Source organism: Pseudonocardia sp. HH130629-09, from assembly GCF_001294645.1.
Lineage (GTDB): Bacteria > Actinomycetota > Actinomycetes > Mycobacteriales > Pseudonocardiaceae > Pseudonocardia.
The window spans coordinates 1563182-1588212 of the sequence record NZ_CP011868.1 but is presented as its reverse complement, the minus strand read 5'-3'; the positions used below and the strand labels follow the sequence as shown (position 1 = coordinate 1588212).

The window sequence follows — 25031 nt, the reverse complement described above, 5'->3', positions numbered from 1 at the left end:
TAGCTACTTCTTCTTGCCGAAGTTCAGCTTCGACGGGTCGAACCCGGGCGGCAGCTGGTCGAGGTTGCCCAACCCGGGCGGGAGCTGCTGGAGGCTCGGCGGCAGGTTCGACAGGTCCGGCGCGCCGGCGGCGGCGCGGTTCGCGGGGTTGCCGCTGCGCCGGCCCTTCTTCGCCTGGCGGGCCTTGCGCGGGTTCTTCGGGACCTTCTTGGTCGCGCTGCGCCCGCCACCGCCGAAGCCGAACTGGCCGGCCATCTGCTTCATCATCTTGCGGGCCTCGAAGAAGCGGTTGACCAGGTCGTTCACGTCGGAGACGGAGACACCGGACCCGTTCGCGATGCGCTGCCGGCGCGACGCGTTGATGATCTTGGGGTCCGCCCGCTCGGCGGGGGTCATGCCGCGGATGATGGCCTGCAGGCGGTCGATCTGACGGTCGTCGACCTGCTCCAGCGCGGCCTTCGCCTGCCCGGAGTTCATCCCCGGGAGCATGTTCAGGATGTTGCCGATCGGCCCCATCTTGCGCAGCTGCAGCATCTGCTGGAGGAAGTCCTCCAGGGACAGCTCGCCGGAGCTGATCTTCGCGGCGGCGGCCGCGGACTGCTCGGCGTCGAAGACCTGCTCGGCCTGCTCGATGAGGGTGAGCAGGTCACCCATCCCGAGGATGCGCGAGGACATCCGGTCGGGGTGGAAGACGTCGAAGTCCTCGAGCTTCTCGCCGTTGGAGGCGAAGAGGATCGGCTGGCCGGTGACCTCGCGGACGCTCAGCGCGGCACCACCGCGGGCGTCGCCGTCGAGCTTGGTCAGCACGACACCGGTGAAGCCGACGCCGTCGCGGAACGCCTCGGCCGTGGCCACGGCGTCCTGACCGATCATCGCGTCGACGACGAACAGGACCTCGTCGGGCTGCACCGCGTCCCGGATGTCGGACGCCTGGCGCATCAGCTCCTCGTCGACACCGAGGCGGCCCGCCGTGTCGACGACGACCACGTCGTACTGCTTGTCGCGGGCGTGCGCGATGCCGTCGCGGGCGACGCCGACCGGGTCGCCGGGGCCCTCGGGGAGCTCACCGGACCCGGTGGCACCGGGGTGCGGTGCGTAGGTCGGGACGCCGGCGCGCTCACCGACGATCTGCAGCTGGTTCACCGCGTTGGGGCGCTGCAGGTCGCACGCCACGAGCAGCGGGGTGTGGCCCTGGCCCCGGAGCCAGCGGGCGAGCTTGCCGGCCAGGGTCGTCTTTCCGGCGCCCTGCAGACCGGCCAGCATGATGACCGTCGGCGGTTCCTTCGTCAGGTTCAGCCGCCGCGTCTCGCCGCCGAGGATCGCGACGAGCTCCTCGTTGACGATCTTGACGACCTGCTGGGCCGGGTTCAGGGCCTGGGAGACCTCCGTCCCCTTGGCCCGCTCCTTGATCCGCGCGATGAAACCGCGGACCACCGGCAGGGCGACGTCCGCCTCCAGCAGCGCGATCCGGATCTCGCGCGCGGTGGCGTCGATGTCGGCGTCGGAGAGCCGGCCCTTGCCGCGCAGGTCGCGCAGCGTGGATCCGAGCCGCTCGGAGAGGGAGTCGAACACCCTTACCAGCCTACTTGGCCAGTGCCAGTCCCCCACGGGCACCGGAGCGATCGGTGCGGCGGACCGAGGACCAGCCGGTCTCGGTGCCCGCCCGCAGGGCGTCGACGGTGTCGCGGGCGCGCCGCGCGTGCGTCGCGAACGGGCGCGAGCGGACCACCCGTCCTCGGGCGTGCTGGCCGTCGAGTGCCTGGTCGGGGGTGGTGTCGAGCCACAGCAGGTGCGGTGCGCGGCGGCCGAGCCTGGCCAGTGCACGCACCGCGGCCCGTACCCGCGACGAGGTCGCGGGCAGGTGGACGACGACGGTGCCCGCGGGCCCGAGCACCGCCGTGACCACCGACGCGCGGTGGGTCAGGTGGGTCAGCCACCGGTACGCCGGATACGGCGTCGCGGCCGGGAGCAGCCGCGCCAGCGTGGCCCGGGTGGCCCCCGAGTCGAGGACCCGGGTGTCCGCCGGTGCGTCGAGCCCGGCGAGCAGGGTGGACTTGCCCGCTCCCGGCAGGCCCGCGACCAGCAGCAGCGACCGCCCCGGCAGCACGACGACCAGCGGCGCCGCCGGATCGTCGTCGGACGGGGTCCCGACGCGCGGCGCCGCGCCGGGGCCGCCGGGCGGACCGGGGTCGGCGGGGCGGTGCTCGGTGTCGCGGGTCGGCGGGACGGCGCCGGTCGGCACGGCACGGGCGGTGGTCATGTGTGGTGGAACGGTCCGGTCGCCCGAATCGTTCCGTTCACACCGCGCCGCACCGTGCTGCGTCACGTGCCCGTGTGGGCCTCGCCCTGCCCGGCGGCGACCGTGAGGACCGCGGACTCGATGGCGGCGCGGGCCGCCCCGTCCGGGGACCCGCCGATGCCGAAGGAGTCGACGACCGAGGCGCCGAGCGTCTCGACCCGGGCCCAGACGAGGTCCACCTCGGCCCGTTCGAGCGCGGCGGTGACGTGGTGGAGCAGCCCGATACGGTCGGTGCCGCGCAGCTCCAGCACGACCGCCCCGGTGGCCTCGTCGTCGAACCACAGCACCCGGGGCGGGGCGGTCCGTTCCACCTCCGGCGTCGACGGCGCGTAGTCGCGCTCCTTGCGCGCCAGCGCCTGCGCCAGGTCCAGGGTTCCGGCACGCACCCGCGTCAGGTCCGAGCGGACCAGCGCCGGGTCGGGCAGACCGCCGAACCGCGGAGTCACCGCGAACGTCTCGACCGTCACCCCGTCGGACACGGTCACGTCGGCGGTGTGCACCTGCAGCGAATGCAGGGCGAGCACCCCGGCGACGGCCGAGAGCACCCCCGCCCGTCGGGCAGCGCGACGGTGACCGAGGAGACGTCGCCGTCGCCGGTGAAGCGGACCTGCGGTCCCCCCTCCGCGACGGCCTCGACCATCTCGTGGTGGGCCGGATCCGGCGGACCGGGCTCGACGAACGGACGGCCGTCGAGCGCGGACAGGCAGCGCCCGGCCAGCCCGTGGATCAGGGTCCGCCGCCACGGGGTCCAGACGCCGGGCCCGGTGCCCAGCGAGTCGGCCTCGGCCAGGGCGTCGAGCAGCTCGACGAGCAACGCCACGTCGGCGTCGCCCCGGCCGCCGGGGGCGACCGCCTCGCGCAGCGTGTCCAGCACCCGCGACACCGTCGCCGGGTCCTCCGGGTCGCGACGGGTCGCGGTGTGCGGCAGCAGCAGGTGGTGGCGCACCATCGCCGCCAGCAGCACGAGGTCACCCTCGCGCAGTCCGAGCCGCTCACCGATCTGACCGACCAGCGACTCCCCCACCACCGAGTGGTCGCCGCCGCGACCCTTGCCGATGTCGTGCAGGAGCGCCCCGACCAGCAACAGGTCCGGGCGCGCCACCCGGGTGGTGAGCCGAGCGGCCTCGGCGCAGACCTCGACGAGATGACGGTCGACCGTCCAGACGTGCGTGCGGTCCCGCGGCGGCAGGTCACGGACCGCGCCCCACTCGGGGAACAGCCGTCCCCACAGCCCGGTGCGGTCCAGCGACTCGATCACCGCGACGGCCGCCTTGCCGGTCCCGAGCAGGGCGAGCAGCTCGGCCAGCGCGGTCCGCGGCCACGGTGCGCGCAGCTCCGGGGCGGTGTCGGCGAGCCGTGACAGGGTGCCCGCCGAGATCGGCAGCCCGGTGCGCGCGGCGGTGGCGGCGACCCGCAGGACCAGGGCCGGGTCCTTCGTCGCCGACGCGTCGCGGGCGAGCCCGACCTCCCCCGCGTGCTCGACGACGCCGGAGTCCAGCGGCCGGCGCACCGGCGCGCGGCGGAGCGCGGCGAGTCCCCGGCGGGGCAGCGCGTTGCGGGCCTGGCGCAGCCCGACCTCGGTCGCGAAGGCGACCGCGCGGGCCGCCCCCGACAGGGCGCGGGCCAGGTCGAAGCGGTCACCGACGTCGAGGGTCGCGGCGATCTCGTCGGCCTCCTGGGCCCGCAGGACGTCGCGCGCCCGCCCCGACAGCCGGTGCAGCTCGGTGCGCACGTCCAGCAGCAGCGACCGGGCGGCGACGACGTCGGCCCCCGGCCGGTCGACGAGCTGGGCGGTGGCCAGGGCGTCGAGCAGCTGCACGTCCCGCAGGCCACCGTGGCCGTTCTTCAGGTCCGGCTCGACGCGGTGGGCGACGTCGCCGTTGCGCTGCCAGCGGTCGGTGGTGGTGTCGACGATCTCGTCGAAGCGGCTGCGCATCCCGGCCCGCCAGGCCGTGCGGACGGCGTCGCGGACCTTGCCGGTGAGCGCCGCGTCCCCGGCGACGTGCCGCAGTTCCAGCAGCCCGAAGGCCGCCCGCAGGTCGGTCGCCGCGACCTGGACGGCCTGGCCGGGCGTGCGCACCGAGTGGTCGAGGCCGATCCCGGCGTCCCAGAGCGGGTACCAGAGCTTCTCGGCGAGCGTGTCGACGTCGGTCCGGCCGTCGTGCAGGAGCACGAGGTCGAGATCGGACCACGGGCAGAGCTCGCGCCGGCCGAGCGCGCCGACGGCCGCCAGCGCCGTCCCGCTTCCCTCACCGCCGACCCCGAGTGCGGCGCACCGGGAGGAGAGCCAGAAGTCGTGCAGGTCGACCAGCGCGGCCCGTAGCGCTTCCGGGCCGTGGTGGTGCCGGCCGTTGGATTCCAGGAGGACCGCTTTCGCCTTGACCAGGTCCGCCGCTTCGCCCGACCCCAGGACCGTCATCGCCCTGCGCCACCCGCTTCCTGTTCGTTCGAGTAGTCGACCGCATACATGTCGTGATGTCCGTTTCGAGCCTGGACGGCGGACGGCCCGCCGCACTCCGGAAAGGGAGCGCGACGGGCCGTCGCAGGGTTCCGTCGATCAGATGGCGTCGGCGCCGCGTTCTCCGGTACGGACGCGGACCACGGTCTCGACCGGGGTCACCCAGACCTTGCCGTCACCGATCTTGCCGGTGCGGGCGGCCTCGACGACCGCGTCGACGACCTTGTCCTGCAGCGTGTCGTCGACCACGACCTCGACGCGGACCTTCGGCACGAAGTCGACCGAGTACTCCGCGCCCCGGTAGACCTCGGTGTGGCCCTTCTGCCGGCCGTAGCCCTGGACCTCGCTGATGGTCAGACCGAGCACGCCGATCTGCTCCAGGGCGCCCTTGACGTCCTCGAGGACGAACGGCTTGACGATGGCGGTCACGAGCTTCACGGATCAGACCTCCTGCTTCGCGGCGGGGGTGGCCTTCGCCTCGGTGGCGGGCTTCGGCGAGGAACCGATACCGCTGCCGCCGCGCAGGCCGGAGAACTCGTAGCCGGTCTCGGCGTGCTCGCCCTCGTCGATGCCGCTCTGCTCGACCTCGTCGTCGATCCGGAGGCCGATGGTGAACTTGACGATGAAGACGATGATCGTGGTGACGATCGCGGTGTAGGCGATGACGGCGAGCGCCGCGACCGCCTGCAGGCCCAGCTGGGTGAATCCGCCGCCGTAGAACAGGCCGTTGACGGCGTCGGGGGCGACGTCGGTGGCGAAGAAGCCGATGGCCAGGGTGCCCCAGAGACCACCGAAGAAGTGCACACCGACGACGTCGAAGGAGTCGTCGTAGCCCAGCTTGTACTTCAGGCCGACGGCCCAGGCGCAGAGGGCACCGGCGATGGCGCCGATGGCCAGCGCGCCGAGCGGGGAGACCGAGGCACAGGCCGGGGTGATGGCGACCAGACCGGCCACGATGCCCGACGCGGCACCCAGCGAGGTGGCCTTGCCGTAGCGGATCTTCTCGACCAGCAGCCAGCCGAGGATGGCGGCGGCGGTGGCGGCGAGGGAGTTGACGAACGCGTAGCCCGCGGCCCAGCCGGCCGAGGTGGCCGAACCGGCGTTGAAGCCGAACCAGCCGAACCAGAGGACGCCGGCACCGAGCATGACCATGGTCAGGTTGTGCGGGCGCATGGCCTCACGCGGCCAGCCGCGGCGCTTGCCCAGGACGATGCAGAGCACGAGGGCGGCGATACCGGCGTTGATGTGGACCGCGGTGCCACCGGCGAAGTCCTTCGCGCCGAGGATGACCGGGATCCAGCCCTGCTCCAGGTCGAAGACCCAGTGGGCGACGGGGAAGTAGACCAGCGTGGCCCAGAGACCGGAGAACAGCACCCAGGCGCCGAACTTCATGCGGTCGGCCGCGGCACCGGCGATCAGGGCGACGGTGAGGATGGCGAACATGCCCTGGAAGCTGACGAAGGCCAGCGCCGGGTAGGTCTCGGTGGCCTCGTCGTCGGGCAGCAGCGCGGTGAGCCCGAAGTACTCGGCCGGGTTGCCCAGCAGACCGCCGCCGACGAGCTCGGTGCCGAAGACCGTCGAGTAGCCGTAGAGGATCCACAGCACGCCGACGACGCCGAGGGCGCTGAAGCACATCATGAACATGTTGAGCACGCTCTTGGACCGGGCCTGGCCGCCGTAGAACAGCGCCACCCCCGGAGTCATGAGCATGACGAGTGCTGCGCTCGTCAGGAGCCAGGCGGTATCACCGCTGTTGAGGCCTTCCACGGGTTAGTCCCTCCCACGTCTGTCGTTAGTCCGACTGGGGAGGAAGGATGATGATCGCGTGTTTCGCATTCGACGCCTGTCCGTTTCGCACCGGTTAACAGGGCGTCGAGCAAGATGACGGTTGCGTTACTCAACCGGATCCGGAGGACCGAAGGTCATCCGAATGGTCCGGTTCGTGACGTGGCGCACGGCGCGGGTCGCCCGCAGGGACGACCCGCGCCACGACCTCAGTCGAGCAGTGCCTCGACGAACGCGGCGGGCTCGAACGGGGCCAGGTCGTCGGGGCCCTCACCGAGCCCGACGAGCTTGACCGGCACGCCCAGCTCGCGCTGGACGCGGAACACGATGCCGCCCTTGGCCGTGCCGTCGAGCTTGGTGAGCACCACCCCGGTGACGTCGACGACCTCGCCGAACACCCGGGCCTGGGCCAGCCCGTTCTGGCCGGTGGTGGCGTCGAGGACGAGCAGGACCTCGTCGACCCGGGCCTGCTTCTCGACGACGCGCTTGACCTTGCCGAGCTCGTCCATCAGCCCGGTCTTGGTGTGCAGCCGGCCCGCGGTGTCGAGCAGAACGGCGTCGACGCCGTCGTCGGTGCCGCGCGAGACGGCGTCGAAGGCGACCGAGGCCGGGTCGGCGCCCTCGGGTCCGCGGACGACGCCCGCTCCGGAGCGCTCGCCCCAGGTGACGAGCTGCTCGGCGGCAGCGGCCCGGAAGGTGTCGGCCGCGCCCAGGGTCACCCGGTGCCCCCCGGCGACCAGCACCCGGGCGAGCTTGCCGGTGGTGGTGGTCTTGCCGGTGCCGTTGACCCCGACGATCAGCAGCACCGCGGGGCGCCCGTCGTGCGGCAGGGCGTGCACGGAGCGGTCCTGGCCGGTGCCGAGGGCCTCGACGAGCACGTCACGCAGGGCGGCGCGGGCCTGCTCGGCGGTGCGGACACCACGGGTGGCGATCTGCCCGCGCAGCGCCTCGACGATCTCGGCGGTCGTCTCGGGCCCCAGGTCGGCCTGCAGGAGGGTGGCCTCGACGTCCTCCCACGACTCCTCGTCGAGGTCGCCCGCGCCGAGCAGGCCCAGAAGGCTCTGGCCGAGCCCGGAGCGCGACCGGGACAGCCTGCCGCGCAGCCGGCCGATCCGGCCCTCGGCCGGGGCGATCTCCTCAGTGGGGGTGCCGGGGGCCTGCGTGTCCGCCGTCCCCGGGCGCGCGACCGGCTCGGTCGGTGCAGACGGCGCGGGGGGTGCTGCCGGCGGGGGCGCGGCCTCCGGGCGGGCGACCGGCCGGGTGGGCGCGCTCGCCGCGGGTGCGTCGGCCCCGTCGGTCCCGGCGGGGCCCTCGGGGCGGCGGAGCTGCCGGGTGGCCGGGTCCTTGCTGGCCTGGGCCGTGTCGATGACGCGGGCGTCCGGGGTGCCGGTGACGGTCCCGGTCTGCTCGGTCGGCACGGGCGGGCTGCTGAGCGGCGCGGTCGACGGGACCGGCGGGGCGGTGCTGACCGGGACGCCGCGCGGCGGGGTGCGGGCCTCGGTGGCGCCGTCGACGACGGGGGTGCCACCGGGCGGGGTGCGGACCTCGTCGGCGGTCGGCGCGTCGGCGGCCTCGGCGGGGGCCTCCGGGGCGGACGGGGTGGTGGTCGGTGTGGCGGCCGTCGGCGCGTCGGCGGCGGCGTCGGCGGGCGACGCCGGGGCGGACGGGGTGGCGGCGGTCGGTGCGTCGTCGCCGGGGGCGCGCGGCCGCTCGGGTGCGGTGGCCGTCCCGGAGGAGAAGGCGAACCCGCTCCCGGCCTGGTAGCCGCCGCCGGTGCGCGGTGGCTCGTCGGTACCGGTCCCGAGCTCGCGCTGCTGCTCGTCGGACCGCAGGCTGATGCGCCGTCGGCGGGCGATCACCAGCCCTGCGACGACGGCGATCAGCAACACCGCCACGACGATCGCGACGACGATCCAGAGGGTCTGCGTGGTCACGACGCCACCCTGCCACGCCCGGTCGACGCGCCGCGCAGGACGGGCCGGTCAGCCGGTCAGGAGGCGGGTCGCAGGCGCTGGGAGATGACCTGGGTGATGCCGTCGCCGCGCATCGAGACGCCGTAGAGGGCGTCGGCGACCTCCATCGTCGGCTTCTGGTGGGTGATGACGATGAGCTGGCTGGTCGTGCGCAGCTCCTCCATCAGCGAGATGAGCCGGCGCAGGTTGACGTCGTCGAGGGCCGCCTCGATCTCGTCGAGCACGTAGAACGGCGAGGGACGGGCCCGGAAGATCGCGACGAGCAGCGCCATCGCGGTGAGCGAGCGCTCCCCACCAGACAGCAGCGACAGCCGCTTGACCTTCTTGCCGGGCGGGCGGGCCTCGACCTCGATGCCGGTGGTGAGCATGTCGTCGGGGTCGGTGAGCACGAGCCGGCCGTCGCCACCGGGGAACAGCGTCGCGAACACGGTCTCGAACTCGGCGGCGACGTCGTGGTAGGCGGTGGTGAAGACCTCGAGGATCTTGTCGTCGACCTCGCGGACGACGGTGAGCAGGTCACGCCGGGTGTTCTTGAGGTCCTCGAGCTGGGTGGACAGGAACTTGTAGCGCTCATCCAGCGCCGCGAACTCCTCCAGCGCGAGCGGGTTGACCTTGCCGAGCAGCGACAGGTCCTTCTCCGCTCGCTTGAGGCGGCGTTCCTGGGTGGGCCGGTCGAACGGGACCGGCGGCGGCGCGGACACCTGCTCGCCGCGCTCGCGGGCGGCCTCGTACTCGGCGGTCTCGTCGGCCGACGGCGGTACCGGGACCTCGGGCCCGTACTCGGCGACGAGGTCGTCGACGCCGATGCCGTGGTCGCCGAGGATCTTCTCGGTCAGCTGCTCCAGCCGCATCCGGGTCTGCTGGCGCACCATCTCGTCGCGGTGGACGGTGTCGGTGAGCTTCTCCAGCAGCGCGGTCAGCTTCGTGGTGGTGTCGCGGGCCTCGGCGTGTGCGCGCTCCCGTTCGGCGCGGGCGGACTGGATCTCGTCGCGCTCCGCGGCCGCGGCGGCCAGCGAGCGTTCGATCCGCTCGGCAGCGACGTGCCCGGCGTCGACGACGAGCCGGGCGACCTCCGAGGCCCGCTCCCGTTCGGCGGCCGCGGCGGCGGCCCGGGACCGGGCGACGCGCTCGCCGTGCGCCTGGCGGCGCAGGGTCTCCGCGCGCCCGGCGATGGCGCGGGCCCGCTCCTCGGCCGTGCGCAGCGCGAGGCGGCACTCGACCTCCTCGGAGCGGACCTCCTCCACGCGCTCGGCGGCCTCGTCGCGCAGCTCGGTGTCGGGCTCGTCGTCGACCGGGGCGTCGGAGGCCAGGGACAGCTGGTGCTCGGCGGCCTCCAGCTCGATCAGCGAGTCCGACCGCCGCCGCTCCACGGTGTCGCGGCGCTCGCGCAGCCGCTGGGCCTCGGCGCGGGCCGAGGTGACGACCTGTTCGAGCCGCCCGAGCTGGGCGGCGGCGGCCGCGCGGCGGCGGTCGGCGTCGGCGACCGCGGCACGGGCCGCGGTCAGGTCGGTGCCGCGGGCGGCCTCCTCGGCGCGGGCACCGTCGAGGGTGGGGCGCAGCGACTCCAGCTCGGCGTCGACGGCGTCGCGTGCGGCCAGCGCGTCGTCGACGGCGGCCTGCAGCTGCAGCGCGCCCTCCCCGGCGCCGGTGCCGCCGCGCGCGGCGTGTGCGGTGAGCAGGTCCCCTTCGGTCGTGACCGCGGTCAGCCCCGGCCGGGCCCCCACGGCGGTGGCCGCGGCGTCCAGACCGTCGACGACGACCACCCCGGCCAGCAGCTCCCCCAGCGCCGGGGCGAGCGCGGGCGGTGCGGTGACCAGCGCGGCCGCCCAGCGCCCGGCGGGCGGGTCGCCATCGGGGACCGGGACCGGCACCCGCCCGGCGGAGCGGTCGGCCCCGGCGGACCCGGCGCCGACGAGCAGCGCGGCCCGGCCGGCGTCGCCACGGCGCAGGGACCGCAGCGCGTCGGCCGCGGACGCCACGGAGGCGACGGCGACGCCCTCGGCGAGCTCGCCCAGCGCCGCGGCGACCGCGGCCCGACAGGACGGCTCGACCTCGACGAGCTCGGCGACGGCGCCGAGCACGCCGTCGGCGCCGGAGTCCAGCAGGGCGCCGGTGCCGTCACGGCGGACCAGGCCGACCTGCAGGGCGTCGACCCGGGCCCGCCAGTGCGCGCGGCGCTGCTCGGCGTCGCGTTCGGCGGCGACCAGCTCGGCGACCCGCTCGGCGGCGCTGCGGTGCGCGGCCTCGGCCTGCTCGACCCGCGTGGCCAGCGCGTCGGTGTCGGCCGCGTCCCCGGAGACGCCGAGGGACTCCCGCGCGGTCTCCAGCTCGGTCTCGGCCTCGGCGGTGCGGGCGCCCGCCTCGGCGAGCGCCTCGGACAGCCGCTCGATCTCCTCGGCGGTCGCGGCGACGCCGGAGCGCAGCGCGTCGGCCTTCCCGGCGAGGGTGGCGATCCCGGCACGACGGTCGGCGATGGCGCGCACGGCCGCCAGGTGCTCGCGTTCGGCGGCGGCGAGGGTCCGCTCGCGCTCGGCCTTCTCGGTGACGACCTCGTCGAGCCGGCGCCGGGCCTCGGCGACGGCGGCGACCAGCTCCTCCTCCTGCTCGGCGATCGCGTCGGCCTCGGCCTCGGTCTCGTCCGGGTCCCGGCCGGGGGTGCGCCCGGCCTCGGCCGAGGAGGTGAGGTGGCGGACGCGTTCCTCGGCGAGGCGGACGGTGCCGCGCAGCCGCTCGGCCAGCGCGGAGAGCTGGTACCAGGTGTCCTGCGCGAGCTGCAGCCGCGGCGCGTCCGCGGCGAGCGCGGTCTCCAGCTCCTCCTGGCGCTCGCGGGCGACGTCGAGCTGCTCCTCGACCTCGGCGCGGCGACGCCGGGCCTGCTCCTGGGACGCCTCCTCGCGCTGGGTCTCCTCGGACAGGGTCACGTAGTCGTCGGCGGCCAGGCGGAGCCGCGCGTCGCGCAGCTCGGTCTGCACGGCCTGGGCGCGGCGGGCGATCTCGGCCTGCCGGCCCAGCGGTTTGAGCTGGCGGCGCAGCTCGGCGGTGAGGTCGGTGAGCCGGGTGAGGTTGGCCTGCATCGCGTCGAGCTTGCGGAGCGCCTTCTCCTTGCGCTTGCGGTGCTTGAGGACCCCGGCCGCCTCCTCGATGTAGGAGCGGCGGTCCTCCGGCTTGGACTGCAGCACCCCGTCGAGCTGGCCCTGCCCGACGATGACGTGCATCTCCCTGCCGATGCCGGAGTCGCTGAGCAGCTCCTGCACGTCGAGCAGCCGGGCGCGGGAGCCGTTGATCTCGTACTCGCCGGCGCCGTCGCGGAACATCCGCCGGGTCACCGAGACCTCGGAGTAGTCGATCGGCAGGGCGCCGTCGGAGTTGTCGACGGTGAGGGTGACCTCGGCACGGCCCAGCGCCGCGCGGCCGTACGTGCCGGCGAAGATCACGTCCTCCATCTTGCCGCCGCGCAGCGCCTTGGCGCCCTGCTCGCCGAGCACCCAGCTGATCGCGTCGACGACGTTGGACTTGCCCGAGCCGTTCGGCCCGACGACGCAGGTGATCCCCGGTTCCAGGCGCAGCGTGGTGGCCGAGGCGAAGGACTTGAAGCCCTTCATCGTCAGCGTCTTCAGGTGCACGGGCGGGGTCTCCAGGTGCGCGGGGGCCCACAGGGTAGCGGGGGACCTCAGGCGAGCGGTGCCGAGGCGTTGACCAGCCAGCGGACCCCGAACCGGTCGGTGAGCTGGCCGAACTCGTCGCCCCACATCTGCTTCTCCATCGGGACGTCGACGATGCCGCCCTCGGCGAGCCCGGCGAAGAAGCCGCGCAGCTTCTCCGGTTCGTCGCCGGCGAGGCTGACCGAGATGCCCGAGGGTGCCCCGGTCGGGCGCTGCGGGTCACCGTCGGACGCCATCAGGGCGAACCCGTCGGGGGTGCCGAGGTAGGAGTGCATCACGCCGTCCGGCAGCGGGACGGGGCCCTCGGCCCCCATGTCACCGAAGGTCATGACCTGCAGCTCGCCGCACAGCACGGACCGGTAGAACTCCATCGCCTCGCGCGCACGGCCGTCGAGGTGCAGGTACGGGGTCATCTGGACGGGCATCGGGACCTCCGGGGTTCGGTGTCGGCAGCTTCGGTGTGGACACAGGTGTAGACCCCGGCACCGACAGAACTGAGCGGTCAGGCCTCGACGAACCCGGAGAATGCGCCGGACGGCTCAGCCCACTGCTCCGACACCGACGTCACCCGCCCCGGGGTGCCCCCGCCGCGCAGCAGCTCCAGCAGGCGCTCGCAGGAGGCGCGGTCACCCTCCGCGGTCACTGCGACCCGGCCGTCGGACAGGTTGCGGGCCTGGCCGACGAGGCCGAACTCGAGTCCCCGCGACCGCGTCCACCAGCGGAAACCGACGCCCTGTACCTCCCCCTGGACCCATGCGATCAGCCGAACGGTCGAATCTGTGTTGCCACTCACAGTGCTGATACGTTACCGGCCGTGACCCGACGACGCACACCGCGCGCCGCGAGCGCCGTGCTCGGCGGGGTGGGGGCCGGCGCCGTGCTGGCCATGGCCGCCCCGCTCGCCGCACCGGTGCTCACCGCGGCGGGCTGGACCGACGCCGAACGGGCCGGTGGACGGACGTCCGACACCGTGCCCCTCCGGTCGGTCGGTGCCGCGTACGCGACGACGGCCCCGACCGGGACCGGTGCACGCCCCACGGTCGACGGCGCCCCCGTCGACGGCGCCGCACTCGTCCTCGGCGTGCTCGCCGCGGCCCCGGCCGCCCCGGGCTCCTCCGTCCGCACCGCACTCGACGCGCTCGCCGCGCACGAGGCCGCGACCACCACGGCCGCCGCGAGGACGACCGGCCCCGCCACCGGGCAGGTCCCCGCGGCCCGCTCGGCGGCCCCGTCGGCGACGGGTGTCGTGGCGGGGCTGTCCGGTGAGCTCGCCCGGGTCGTCGCGCTGACCAACGCCGAGCGGGCCGCCGCGGGATGCGGTGCGCTGCGGGCCGACCCGCGGATCAGCGCGGCCGCCCAGGGCCACAGCGAGGACATGGCGGCCCAGGGCTACTTCGCCCACGACAGCCGCGACGGGCGCGACTTCGCCGACCGCATCACCGCGGCGGGCTACGCCTCCCCCGGCGCGGAGAACATCGCGATGGGACAGCCGGACGCGGCGACCGTGGTCGCGGACTGGATGGAGTCCCCCGGGCACCGGAAGAACATCCTCGACTGCTCGCTGACCACGATCGGCGTCGGGCTGGCCGACGGTTACTGGACCCAGGACTTCGGCCGCTGAGGGACACGCCGCCTCAGCCGTCGAACCGGTACCCCATCCCCGCCTCGGTGATCAGGTACTTCGGCCGCGACGGCACCGGCTCCAGCTTGCGCCGCAGCTGAGCTAGGTAGACCCGCAGGTAGTGGGTCTCGGTGCCGTACTGCGGCCCCCAGACCTCGCGCAGCAGCCGCTTCTGCTCGACGAGCTTCCCGCGGTGGCGCACCAGCAGCTCCAGGATCCCCCATTCGGTCGGGGTCAGGTGCACCTCGGCGCCGTCGGCGCGCACGACCGTCTTGGCCGCCAGGTCGACGGTGAAGTCCGCGGTGGTCACCACGGCCTCGCCGTCGACGGACGACACCGCGGCGCGGCGCACGGCGGCCCGCAGCCGGGCCAGCAGCTCGGCCATCCCGAACGGCTTGGTGACGTAGTCGTCGGCGCCGGCGTCGAGCGCCCGCACCTTGTCGGTGGAGTCGGTGCGCGCGGACAGCACGATCACCGGCACCGTGCTCCAGCCGCGCAGCCCCTCGACGACCTCGGTGCCGTCGAGGTCGGGCAGCCCCAGGTCGAGCACGACGACGTCCGGGTGCCCGTCCGCGGCCACCCGCAGCGCCGCCGAGCCGTCCGCGGCGACGAGCACCGTGTAGCCGTGCGCGGTGAGGTTGATCCGCAGGGCCCGCAGGATCTGCGGGTCGTCGTCGACGACCAGCACCCGCACCCCGTTCCCGCCCCCGCTCATCGGGCCGCCCCCACCGGTGCGGCGGGCAGCGAGATGACCACGGTGAGACCGCCGCCCGGGGTGTCCTCCGCGGTCAGCTCGCCGCCCATCACCACGGTCAGCCCCTGCGCCACCGACAGGCCCAGGCCGAGCCCGGACGTCGCGTCGCGGTCACCGAGGCGCTGGAAGGCGGCGAACAGCGCGCCGCGTTCGCGCGGGGCCACACCGCGGCCCCGGTCGACGATGCGCAGCTTGACCCGGTCGGAGTAGGCGCTGGCGCGCAGGACCACCTCCGTCCCGCCGTGCCGCAGCGCGTTGTCGACGACGTTGGCGACCACCCGGTCGAGCAGGCCCGCGTCGGCGAGCACATCGGGCAGGTCCTCGTCGATCTCGACCCGGACCCGGTCGGCGCCCTCCAGGCCGAGCAGCGCGGTGGCGGCCACCTCGTCGTAGCCGACCGGGGCGAGCAGCGGGGTCACCGCGCCCGCGGCGAGCCGGGAGGAGTCGAGCAGGTTGTCCACCAGGCCGGTGAGCCGGTCCGCGGACTCCTCGACGGTCGCCAGCAGCTCGGCGCGGTCGTCGGGCCCGAGCGGGAGGTGCTCGTCGCGCAGGCTGCTCGCGGCGGCCTTGATCGAGGTCAGCGGGCTGCGCAGGTCGTGTCCGACGGCGGAGAGCAGCGCTCCCCGGGTCTCGTTCGCGGCCGCGCGGCGCTCGGCGTCGGCGGCGCCCGCCTCGGCACGCTGCCCGCGCAGCGCCAGCAGCGCCTGCCCGCCGACGACCTCCAGCAGCCTGCGGTCGGCGGCGGGCAGGGCCCGGCCGGTCCCGACCAGGTGCAGACCCTCGTCGACGACGACGTCCACGTCGGCCTTCTCCGGCCGGTCGCACGCCCCGGCGTCGCCGGTGCACGCCACCCGGCGCCACACCCGGTCCTCGCCCTGCTCGAGCAGGGCCACCGACTGCAGCGCCCAGGTCTCGCGGACCCGGTCCAGCAGCCGCGGCAGCGGATCGGACCGGGTCAGCACGGTCCGCGCGAACGACGCCAGCAGCGCCGCCTCGGCCCGGGCCCGCACCGCCTGCTCCGCGCGCCGGGCCGCCCGGTCGACGACGAGCGCCACCAGCACCCCCACCAGCAGCATCGTGGACACGGTGATGACGTTGCCGGGGTTGGCGATCGCGAGCGAGTACAGCGGCGGGGACAGGAAGAAGTTCAGCAGCAGCCCACCGAGCAGCGCGGCGAGCAGCGCCGGACCGAGCCCGCCCGCCAGCGCGGCGAGCACGGTCGCGAGGAAGTAGAGGACGACGTCGGTGGACAGGTCCACCCAGTCGGTCAGCGCGATCCCGATCACGGTCGCCGCCGCCGGGGCGAGCACGGCGGTCGCCCAGCCGAGCGCCTGGCGCCCCGCCGGCAGCCCGTTGCGCAGCCTCGGCAGCCGCAGGGCCCGCCCGGCGGCCGAGTGGGTGACCATGTGCACGTCGATCGGTCCGGACTCCTGCACCACCCGCGCCCCGATGCCGGGGTCGAACACCCGGTCCAGCCGGGAGCGCCGGGAGGTGCCGAGCACCAGCTGGGTGGCGTTGGCCCCGCGGGCGAAGTCGAGCAGGGCGTCGTCGACGGACTCCCCGACGACGGTGTGGAAGCTCGCGCCGACCCCCTCGGCCATCCGCCGGACCCGGTCCGCGGCCCCGACACCGGTGGCGGCGAGGCCGTCGCCGCGCAGCACGTGCACCGCCATCAGGTCGGCGCCGCCGGAGCGTTTCGCGATCCGCGCTGCGCGGCGCAGCACGGTCTCGGACTCCCGGCCGCCGGTCAGCGCGACCACCACCCGCTCGCGGGTCTCCCACACGTCGGACACCTGCTGCGCGGTGCGGTAGCGGCGCAGCACCACGTCCACCTCGTCGGCGATCCACAGCAGCGCGAGCTCCCGCAGCGCGACGAGGTTGGGGACCCGGAAGTAGTGCGCCAGGGCGGCGTCGACGCGTTCGGGCGGGTAGACGTTGCCGTGCGCGAGCCTGCGGCGCAGCGCCTCCGGGGTGATGTCGACGATCTCGATCTGCTCGGCGCGGCGGACCACCTCGTCGGGGACGGTCTCCTGTTGGCGGGCCCCGGTGATGGTCTCGACGACGTCGCCGAGGGACTCCAGGTGCTGCACGTTGACCGTGGAGATGACGTCGATGCCGGCATCGAGCAGCTCCTCGACGTCCTGCCAGCGCTTGGCGTTGCGCGAGCCGGGCGCGTTGGTGTGGGCGAGCTCGTCGACCAGAGCGACCTGGGGGCGGCGGGCCAGCACCGCGTCGACGTCCATCTCGTGCAGCTCGGTGCCGCCGTGCAGGACGGTGCGCCGCGGCACCACCTCCAGTCCCTCGAGCAGCCCGGCGGTGCGCTCGCGGCCGTGGGTCTCGACGACCCCGACGACCACGTCGGCACCGCGGCCGACCCGCCGGTGGGCCTCGCCGAGCATGGCGAAGGTCTTCCCGACCCCGGGTGCGGCACCGAGATGGATGCGCAGTTCTCCCCTCACCCGGCCATTGTGGTCCCGCCCCACTACCGCGCGTCCCGCACGGACAGGTTGAGTTCGGTGACGTTCACCCTGGGCTCGCCGAGGAAGCCGAGGGTGCGGCCGCTGGTCGCGTCGGCGACCAGCTGTTCCACCCGGTCGAGCGACAGCCCGGTGACTCGGGCGACCCGCGGCGCCTGGAGCGCGGCGTAGGCCGGGCTGATGTCGGGGTCGAGCCCGGAGGCGGACGCGGTCACCGCGTCGGTGGGGACGGCGGCGGGTGCGACACCCTCCTGGGCGGCGATCACCGCGCGGCGCTGCTGCACCGTCTCCAGCAGCCCGGAGTCGAAGCCGCCCTTGTTGGACGCCCCGGAGGTCGTGGTGTCGGCCGGGCCGAGCCCCAGGTCGGCCTCCGCGGTCGCCGAGGGCCGGGTGTGGAAGTACGGGTCGGCGGCCGGGTCGGCGGCGACCGGGTCGATCCCGATGAGCGACGAGCCGGTCCCGCCCGGCAGCACCGAGCCCTCCGCCACGGTGGACAGCCCGGGGATCCGCGCGACCCCCCAGATCGCGAGCGGGTACAAGATGCCGCACAGCACGGTCATGACGAGGAGCACGCGCAGACCGGTCGCGGTCTGGCGGCGCAGGGTGGTGAGCATCAGATCCCCGGGACGAAGCGGACGAGCAGGTCGATGAGGAAGATCCCGACGAACGGGGTGACGACCCCGCCGAGGCCGTAGATCAGCAGGTTCCGCCGCAGCAGCGACGCCGCCGACGACGGCCGGTACCGCACCCCGCGCAGCGCCAGCGGGATCAGCGCGACGATGACCAGCGCGTTGAAGATCACTGCGGACAGGATCGCGGACTCCGGCGTCGCCAGGCCCATCACGTTGAGCAGTCCGAGCGACGGGTACAGCGCGACGAACATCGCCGGCAGGATCGCGAAGTACTTCGCGAGGTCGTTGGCGACGGAGAACGTCGTCAGCGCGCCGCGGGTGATCAGCAGCTGTTTGCCGATCTCGACGATCTCGATGAGCTTGGTCGGGTCGGAGTCCAGGTCCACCATGTTCCCCGCCTCCTTGGCGGCGGAGGTTCCGGTGTTCATGGCGACGCCGACGTCGGCCTGGGCGAGCGCGGGCGCGTCGTTGGTGCCGTCACCGGTCATCGCGACGAGCCGGCCCCCCTCCTGCTCGCGCCGGATGTAGGCGAGCTTGTCCTCCGGGGTGGCCTCGGCGATGTGGTCGTCGACGCCGGCCCGCGCGGCGATCGCGGCCGCGGTGCGCGGGTTGTCGCCGGTGACCATGACGGTGCGGATGCCCATCGCGCGCAGCTCGGCGAACCGCTCGGCCATGCCGGGTTTCACGACGTCGGACAGCTCGATGACGCCGAGCACGCGCCCGTCGGTGCCGGCCGGCCAGGAGGCCCTGGCGACGACCAGCGGGGTGCCGCCGCCGTCGGAGATGGTCTCCACCAGCCGGTCCACCTCGGCGCGGTCGCCCGCGTGGGCCCAGTCGAGGACCGCGGCCGCGGCGCCCTTGCGGACGACGCCGCCGGGCAGGTCGATGCCCGACATCCGGGTCTGGGCGGTGAAGGGCACGAACTCGGCGACGGCCTCGGTCGCGTCGGCCTCGGGGGGCAGGCCGTGCTCGGCGGCGCAGAGCTCGACGATGCTGCGTCCCTCGGGGGTCTGGTCGGCGAGGCTGGACAGCCGCGCCGACCGCGCCAGCTCGTCGAGGTCGGTGCCGCCGACCGGGTGCAGCGCGGTGGCACGCCGGTTGCCGAAGGTGATCGTGCCGGTCTTGTCGAGCAGCAGGGTGTCGACGTCGCCCGCGGCCTCGACGGCGCGCCCGGAGGTGGCGAGCACGTTGCGCTGCACCAGCCGGTCCATCCCGGCGATGCCGATCGCCGACAGCAACGCGCCGATGGTGGTCGGGATGAGGCAGACCAGCAGCGCGGTGAGCACCAGCAGCGGCACCTGGGTGCCGGCGTAGGCGCTCATCGGCGCGATCGCGACGACGGCGAGCAGGAAGATGATCGTCAGCGCCGACAACAGGATGGTCAGCGCGATCTCGTTCGGGGTCTTCTGCCGGGCGGCGCCCTCGACCAGGGCGATCATCCGGTCGACGAAGGACTCCCCCGGCTTCGTCGTGATCCGCACGACGATCCGGTCCGACAGCACGGTGGTGCCGCCGGTGACAGCGCAGCGGTCGCCGCCCGCCTCCCGGATGACCGGTGCGGACTCGCCGGTGATGGCGGACTCGTCGACCGAGGCGATGCCGTGCACGACGTCGCCGTCGCCGGGGATCGTCTCCCCCGCCTCGACGACGACCAGGTCGCCGAGCGTCAGCGTGGCGCCGGGGACCTGCTCCTCGGCCGCGGCCGGGTCGGCCGGGTCGGTGCCCAGCAGGCGGCGGGCGACGGTGTCGCGCTGGGTGGCGCGCAGCGACGCGGCCTGGGCCTTGCCTCGTCCCTCGGCGACGGCCTCGGCGAGGTTGGCGAACAGCACGGTGAACCACAGCCACACCGCGACGAGCACCGCGAACACGCTCGGGTCGGCGACGGCGAGCACCGGGACCAGCACGGACCCGACCCAGACGACGAACATGACCGGGTTGCGGGCCTGCACGCGCGGGTCGAGCTTGCGCAGTGCCTCGGGCAGGGCGGCCAGCAGCTGGCGCGGCGCGAACGCCCCGGCGGCGACGGGCGCCGCGCTCTGCGGCGCCGCCTGCGGCTCGGTCGTCACGGACACGGATTCCTCCGACTCGGCACGGTGGTGGGTGGCGGTCACGACAGGGCCTCGGCGATCGGGCCGAGCGCGAGCGCCGGGAAGAAGGTCAGCGCCGACACCAGCAGCACGGTGCCGCCGACCAGACCCGCGAACAGCGGCCCGTCGGTCGGGAGGGTCCCGGCACCGGCCGGGACGCGGCGCTGGCGGGCCAGCGAGCCGGCGAGCGCCAGCACCGCCAGCATCGGCACGAACCGTCCGAAGAGCATGGCCAGCCCCAGACCGGCCTGGAAGAAGTCGCTGGTCGCGGTGAGACCGCCGAACGCGGAGCCGTTGTTGTTGGCCGCCGAGGCCCAGGCGTAGAGGACCTCGGAGAAGCCGTGCGCCCCCGAGTTGCCCAGCGCGTCGGCGGTGCCCGGCAGCGCGATGGCCGACCCGGCGCCGATGAGGACGAACGTCGGCATGACCAGGATCGACACCGCGGCGTAGGTGATCTCGCGCCGGCCGAGCTTCTTGCCCAGGTACTCCGGGGTGCGCCCGACCATCAGTCCGGCCAGGAACACCGCGATGACCGCGAGGACCAGCAGGCCGTAGAGCCCGGAGCCGACTCCGCCGGGCGCGACCTCACCGAGCAGCATGTTCAGCAGCGCGACGCCACCGCCCGCGCCGGTGAGGCTGTCGTGGGTGGAGTTGACCGCGCCGGTGGACGTGCCCGTGGTGGACACGACGAACAGTGCGGAGCCGGGGATGCCGAACCGCACCTCCTTGCCCTCCATCGCCCCGCCCGCGGCGAGCGCGGCCGGGCCGTTGGGGTGCAGCTCGGCCAGCCAGGTCGCGGCGAGGAACAGCGCCCACAGCCCGCCCATGACCGACAGCAGCACGACGCCCTGGCGGACCCGTCCGACCAGCACGCCGAACGTGCGGGTCAGCGCGACCGGGATCACGAGCATCAGGAAGATCTCGAGCAGGTTCGACAGCGGGCTCGGGTTCTCGAAGGGGTGCGCGGAGTTGGCGTTGAGGATGCCGCCGCCGTTGGTGCCGAGCTCCTTGACCGCCTCCTGCGAGGCGGCCGGGGCGAGCGCCAGGGTGTGGGTGCTGCCGTCGACCGTCGTCACGTCGACGCCCGATCGCAGCGACTGCACCACCCCGGTGGCGACGAGCACGACCGCGGCGACGGCGGCGAGCGGCAGCAGGATCCGGACGACGCCACGGGTCAGGTCGACCCAGAAGTTACCGATCCGGCCCCCCTCGTCGTCGCCGGTCGCGCCGTGGGCCACGAAGCCACGGACCAGCGCGATCGCGACCGCCATGCCGACGGCGGCGGACACGACGTTCTGCACGGTCAGCCCGGCCATCTGCACGGTGTGGCCGAGCACCTGCTCGGGCACGTAGGACTGCCAGTTCGTGTTGGTCACGAACGACACCGCGGTGTTGAACGCCATCGCCGGGGACACCGAGGTGCCGCCGTCGGTGCCGCGGCCGAAGCCGAGCGGGAGGAAGGCCTGCAGCCGCTGCACCAGGTAGAGCAGCACGATCGAGACGAACGAGAAGCCCAGCACGCCCGCGGCGTAGGTCGTCCAGCGCTGCGTGGACGTGGCGTCGATGCGGCAGATCCGGTAGACGAGCCGCTCGATCCGCCAGTGCCGGGTGTCGGTGTAGACCCGCGCCATCCAGTCGCCCAGCGGCTTCCAGGTCACGGCGAGCAGCGCCACCAGCGCCGCCGCCTGCGCGAGCCCGGCCATCAGAACCGCTCCGGGCGGAGCAGCGCGACGACCAGGTACACCAGCAGGCCCAGGGCGAGCAGGCCCCCGGCCACGTTCTCGACGACGGTCGCGATCACAGCTTCTCCATCCCGCGCAGGGTGAGCGCGAGGACGGCGAAGGACGCCACCAGCAACGCGATGTAGGCCAGGTCGGCCACGGGACTCTCCTCGGTCGTGCTCACCCGCCGGGGATCTCCGGCGGGCCGCCGGGGATCGTGCGCCGAACGAGGACCCGCGGGGCCGGTCGATGACGGCGGATTGACGCCCACCGGCTCCCGCGTTGACGCGTTCTTGACGCCCGGTGGTGGCCATCACGTCCCCCGGACGGGCGGTCGGTCTCAGGAACCCGTCAACACACGCGTGTGACGACGCCAACACCGCGTCAGGAGCCCGGCCGGCGGCCCACCGGGGGGCGCACGCTCCCGCGCATGCTGCAGCGCCGCCCCGCCCGTCCGGTCCCACCGCCGCCCCTGACCGGGGGCGCCGGCTTCGTCGCGGGGATCGCCGCCGGTGTCGCCGCGGGCCTGACCGCCGGCGCCGCGGCCCTCACCGGTGCGGGGCCCGGCGGCTCCGCCGCGGCCGCGGTCGTGGTCGCCGGGGTGGGAACCGTGCTGCTGGCCGCCGCGACGACGGCGGTGGGCGCACTCGCCGTCGCCGTGGTCTGCTGGGGTTCAGCGACGGCTTCGGCCTCCACCACCTGGCCGAGCTGCACCTCGGGGGCCCGGACCTGTGGCTGCTGGCGGTGCTGCTCGGAGCCGCGCTGCTCACCCGTGCCGCGGCGGTCGCACCGTCGGCGGTGGCGCGTCGGCGGCCCGCTCGTCGTCGCACGGTTGCGGACCGCAGCGCTGGTTACCCTTTCCGGTGACGGCGGGGGCGCTCCCCGGCCGGGACCGGAGGAGGCCCACGCATGTCCGTGATCGACAACGCGGTCTACGTCGACGGCAAGCGCGCCGCGGCGCCGGAGTCCATCGACAGCGCGGTCGAGGTGTTGCAGGGCTGCCGCGCCGACCACGGCGAGGGCTCCACGGCGTTCTGCTGGATCGGGATGCTCCGCCCGGACGTCGAGGAGCTCCACCAGGTAGCGCGGGAGTTCGACCTCCACTCGCTCGCGATCGAGGACACCGTCAACGCCCATCAGCGCCCGAAGCTGGAGCGCTACGGCAGCGCCGAGTTCGTGGTGCTGCGCCCCGCCCGCTACGTCGACGCCGACGAGGTCGTGGAGATCGGCGAGGTCCACCTGTTCCTCGGACCCGACTTCGTGATCACCGTGCGGCACGCCGTCGAGCCGCAGCTCAGCGAGGTCCGCGACCGGTTGGAGAGCGACCCCGAGCTGCTCGCGCACGGCCCGATGGCGGTGCTCTACGCGGTGCTCGACCGGGTCGTCGACGACTACTTCCCCGTCCTCGACGGCCTGCAGGACGACATCGACGGGATCGAGGAGGAGGTGTTCCGCGGCGACCCGAACGTGTCGCGGCGCATCTACCAGCTGACCCGGCAGGTCATCGCGTTCCAGCGGGCCGTCGAGCCGCTGCAGGAGATCTTCGTCGAGCTGCGGGCCCGGTTCGCCAAGTCCGGCGACGCCCCGGACCTGGAGCTGCGCCGCGCGATGCGCGACGTGATCGACCACGCGACCCGGGTCCGGGAGCGCGTCGAGGGCTTCCGGGACCTGCTCGGCAACATCCTCACCGTCAACTCGACGCTCGTCGCGCAGCGCCAGAACGAGGAGATGACCCGGCTCACCGAGGCGGGCTACGCGCAGAACGAGCAGATGAAGCGGGTGTCGTCGTGGGCGGCGATCCTGTTCGCGCCGACCCTGATCGCCGGCATCTACGGCATGAACTTCGACGAGATGCCGGAGCTGCACTGGGCCCTGGGCTACCCGATGGCCATCGGGCTGATGCTGCTGCTCGGCCTCGTGCTGTACGTGGCGTTCAAGCACAACGACTGGCTGTGAGGGCCAGGCGCCCACCCCCCGTGGGCACCCGGCCCCGGCGTCAGCCCGTCGTGGTCGGCGCGGCCGGCCCCGGCGCGGTCGACTGCGCGGGCGACGGGGCACGAGCCGCGCTCGTCGGACGGGGCGCCGTGGTCTGCGGGATCGTCACGATCAGCGGTTGCGGCGGCCGGGTCACGCAGCGCCCGGTCGTCGGGTCGGTCGTGCGCACGCCCCGCGGGTACGGCCCGGGCGCCGGCGGGGTGGACGTGGCGGCGTACCCCTCGTCGACGCAGGAGTGGTCGTCGACCGCGAGCGGGCGGCCGTTCTCGTCGAACAGGTACACATCGCTCAGCGGGCTCCCTTTCGCGTCGAAGGGCCGCACGTCGGCGACGGTGGTGCCGTCGAGGCTCAGCCCCGGCGGGGTCGAGTAGGACACCACGTCCCCGGTGCGGTCCTGCCCCTGCGCCAGCACCGCGGCCACCAGCAGTCCCACCGCGAACGCGTTGAGCGGTACGACGGCCCACAGCAGCCGCCGGTCGGCCGCACTGCGCCGGCCCAGCAGCACCGACAGCGGCACCGCCGGCACGGCGAGGACCAGCGCCGTCACCAGCCCGGCGGACCCGCCGCCGCCGAACACCCACCCGATGACCCCGGCCGCGACCAGCGCGCGCAGCACCCACCAGCCGGGTTGCAGGGACAGTACGACCCCCCCGGCCGCGCCGTCGGTGCGGGCCCGGGCGAGCCGTTCGCGCAGCGCCACGACCGACGGCAGCGACGCCGCCGCGGACTGCCCCGGCCCGTCGGACCAGGCGGCCAGGGCACCGGCCGCGGCCAGCGGCACCGCGAGGAACAGCGGCGCCACCGTCGACGGCCCGACCTGCCCCACCGCGAGCCCCGCGGCCCCCGCCGCGGCGGTCGCGACGACGAGCGCGGCCAGGGCGAACCCGGCCTGCCCGGTGCGCGGGCGCTGCACGGGCTCCTGCTGTGCGGGCGGGTACCCGGCCGCCGCGCGCAGCTCGGCCGCGTAGTCCTGCGGGCTGCCGAGCCGGGCGTGCACCGCGTCGCGGCCGTAGCCGGCGCCCAGCTCCTCGGCGAGCTCCGCGAGGTGCCCGCGCGCGTCGTCGACGATCTCGGCGACCTCGGTGTGAGGCAGGCCGGTCAGGGCGACCCGCAGGCCCACCAGGTAGTCGTCGGTGACCGGGTCGCCGATGCGTGCCGTGACATCGGTGTCAGTGCCGTTGCCGCCGTTGCCGCCGTTGCCGCCGTTGCTGCCGCCGCCGCGGCCGCCCCCGCTCTGCTCGGTGCTCACGTGCCCACCAGGCCTTCCATCGTGGTGGCGAACGCGCGCCACCGGTCGGTCGTCTCCCGCAGCCGGACCCGGCCCGGTTCGTTGATCGCGTAGTACTTGCGGTGCGGCCCCTCCTCGCTGGGGACCACGTACGAGGTCAGCAGGCCCGCGCCGTAGAGCCGGCGCAGCGTGCCGTAGACCGAGGCGTCGCCCACCTCGGCGAGGCCGGCACCGCGCAGGGCCCGGACGACCTCGTAGCCGTATCCGTCCGCGCGGTCCAGGACCGCGAGCACCGCGAGGTCGAGCACTCCCTTGAGCAGCTGGCTGGTGTCCATCGCA

At 74.5% G+C, this 25031-nt stretch carries 19 protein-coding genes and 1 pseudogene; 3 read left to right on the top strand and 17 right to left on the bottom strand.

The annotated features are described in order from the left end of the window. Window positions 1–3: 3 nt before the first annotated feature. The 9 genes and pseudogenes from ffh to XF36_RS07080 form a co-directional block, all read right to left on the bottom strand. On the bottom strand, window positions 4–1572 hold the full coding sequence (ffh, locus tag XF36_RS07120; protein WP_060711366.1) for a signal recognition particle protein: 1569 nt from the start codon (window positions 1570–1572) through the stop codon (window positions 4–6). Between the two features lie 10 nt (window positions 1573–1582). After that, window positions 1583–2260 carry an AAA family ATPase gene (locus XF36_RS07115; protein ID WP_060711365.1) on the bottom strand — a complete coding sequence of 226 codons (678 nt, stop codon included), beginning with the start codon at window positions 2258–2260 and terminating at the stop codon, window positions 1583–1585. A gap of 62 nt (window positions 2261–2322) precedes the next feature. Further along, window positions 2323–4718, bottom strand: a pseudogene (locus XF36_RS07110) ([protein-PII] uridylyltransferase). 138 nt (window positions 4719–4856) lie between these two features. Continuing rightward, a complete protein-coding gene (locus XF36_RS07105; protein WP_020624117.1) occupies window positions 4857–5195 on the bottom strand; it encodes a P-II family nitrogen regulator in 339 nt (112 codons plus the stop codon). A gap of 3 nt (window positions 5196–5198) precedes the next feature. After that, the gene (locus tag XF36_RS07100; RefSeq protein WP_060711364.1) at window positions 5199–6467 is read right to left on the bottom strand and encodes an ammonium transporter; all 1269 of its coding nucleotides are present in this window, start codon (window positions 6465–6467) and stop codon (window positions 5199–5201) included. A 284-nt stretch (window positions 6468–6751) separates the two neighbouring features. Next, on the bottom strand, window positions 6752–8476 hold the full coding sequence (ftsY, locus tag XF36_RS07095; RefSeq protein WP_060711363.1) for a signal recognition particle-docking protein FtsY: 1725 nt from the start codon (window positions 8474–8476) through the stop codon (window positions 6752–6754). Between the two features lie 56 nt (window positions 8477–8532). Then, window positions 8533–12138, bottom strand: a complete 3606-nt coding sequence (smc, locus tag XF36_RS07090; RefSeq protein WP_060711362.1) for a chromosome segregation protein SMC — start codon at window positions 12136–12138, stop codon at window positions 8533–8535. 47 nt (window positions 12139–12185) lie between these two features. Then, the gene (locus tag XF36_RS07085; RefSeq protein WP_060711361.1) at window positions 12186–12602 is read right to left on the bottom strand and encodes a VOC family protein; all 417 of its coding nucleotides are present in this window, start codon (window positions 12600–12602) and stop codon (window positions 12186–12188) included. Window positions 12603–12679: 77 nt separating this feature from the next. After that, complete coding sequence (locus tag XF36_RS07080; RefSeq protein WP_060711360.1) at window positions 12680–12970, bottom strand: acylphosphatase; 291 nt, start codon at window positions 12968–12970, stop codon at window positions 12680–12682. A 21-nt stretch (window positions 12971–12991) separates the two neighbouring features. Here XF36_RS07080 and XF36_RS33165 point away from each other — a divergent pair, with 21 nt between their 5' ends. Next, window positions 12992–13798, top strand: coding sequence for a CAP domain-containing protein (locus XF36_RS33165; RefSeq protein WP_238589165.1), 807 nt, complete (start codon window positions 12992–12994; stop codon window positions 13796–13798). A gap of 13 nt (window positions 13799–13811) precedes the next feature. Here XF36_RS33165 and XF36_RS07070 read toward each other — a convergent pair whose 3' ends face one another. From XF36_RS07070 to kdpF, 6 genes are read right to left on the bottom strand one after another with little or no spacing between them, the layout of a single operon-like run. Further along, complete coding sequence (locus tag XF36_RS07070; RefSeq protein WP_043275999.1) at window positions 13812–14513, bottom strand: response regulator; 702 nt, start codon at window positions 14511–14513, stop codon at window positions 13812–13814. Next, window positions 14510–17011 (bottom strand): sensor histidine kinase, encoded by a 2502-nt coding sequence (locus XF36_RS07065; protein WP_060711358.1) that lies wholly within the window; start codon window positions 17009–17011, stop codon window positions 14510–14512. Before XF36_RS07065 ends, XF36_RS07070 begins: the two co-directional genes overlap by 4 nt. A gap of 23 nt (window positions 17012–17034) precedes the next feature. Then, window positions 17035–17643: a potassium-transporting ATPase subunit C gene (locus XF36_RS07060; protein ID WP_060711357.1), complete on the bottom strand. Its 609-nt coding sequence runs from the start codon at window positions 17641–17643 to the stop codon at window positions 17035–17037. After that, window positions 17643–19733, bottom strand: a complete 2091-nt coding sequence (gene kdpB / locus XF36_RS07055; protein ID WP_193394001.1) for a potassium-transporting ATPase subunit KdpB — start codon at window positions 19731–19733, stop codon at window positions 17643–17645. Before kdpB ends, XF36_RS07060 begins: the two co-directional genes overlap by 1 nt. Window positions 19734–19768: 35 nt before the next feature. Continuing rightward, window positions 19769–21451 (bottom strand): potassium-transporting ATPase subunit KdpA, encoded by a 1683-nt coding sequence (kdpA, locus tag XF36_RS07050; RefSeq protein WP_060711356.1) that lies wholly within the window; start codon window positions 21449–21451, stop codon window positions 19769–19771. Continuing rightward, window positions 21451–21549, bottom strand: a complete 99-nt coding sequence (gene kdpF / locus XF36_RS31375) for a K(+)-transporting ATPase subunit F (protein ID WP_060711355.1) — start codon at window positions 21547–21549, stop codon at window positions 21451–21453. Before kdpF ends, kdpA begins: the two co-directional genes overlap by 1 nt. Before the next feature lie 350 nt (window positions 21550–21899). Between kdpF and XF36_RS07040 the strand changes: the two genes are divergently transcribed. Continuing rightward, the gene (locus XF36_RS07040; RefSeq protein WP_060711354.1) at window positions 21900–22388 is read left to right on the top strand and encodes a hypothetical protein; all 489 of its coding nucleotides are present in this window, start codon (window positions 21900–21902) and stop codon (window positions 22386–22388) included. Next, entirely contained in the window at window positions 22379–23425 is a 1047-nt protein-coding gene (locus XF36_RS07035) for a magnesium and cobalt transport protein CorA (RefSeq protein ID WP_060711353.1), read from the top strand. The genes XF36_RS07040 and XF36_RS07035 overlap by 10 nt, the downstream gene beginning before the upstream one ends. Before the next feature lie 40 nt (window positions 23426–23465). Here XF36_RS07035 and XF36_RS32245 read toward each other — a convergent pair whose 3' ends face one another. Together XF36_RS32245 and XF36_RS07025 are read right to left on the bottom strand one after the other, a co-directional pair. Continuing rightward, window positions 23466–24713 carry an HAAS signaling domain-containing protein gene (locus tag XF36_RS32245; protein ID WP_060711352.1) on the bottom strand — a complete coding sequence of 416 codons (1248 nt, stop codon included), beginning with the start codon at window positions 24711–24713 and terminating at the stop codon, window positions 23466–23468. After that, the gene (locus XF36_RS07025; protein ID WP_020624001.1) at window positions 24710–25027 is read right to left on the bottom strand and encodes a PadR family transcriptional regulator; all 318 of its coding nucleotides are present in this window, start codon (window positions 25025–25027) and stop codon (window positions 24710–24712) included. The genes XF36_RS32245 and XF36_RS07025 overlap by 4 nt, the downstream gene beginning before the upstream one ends. Window positions 25028–25031 lie beyond the last annotated feature (4 nt).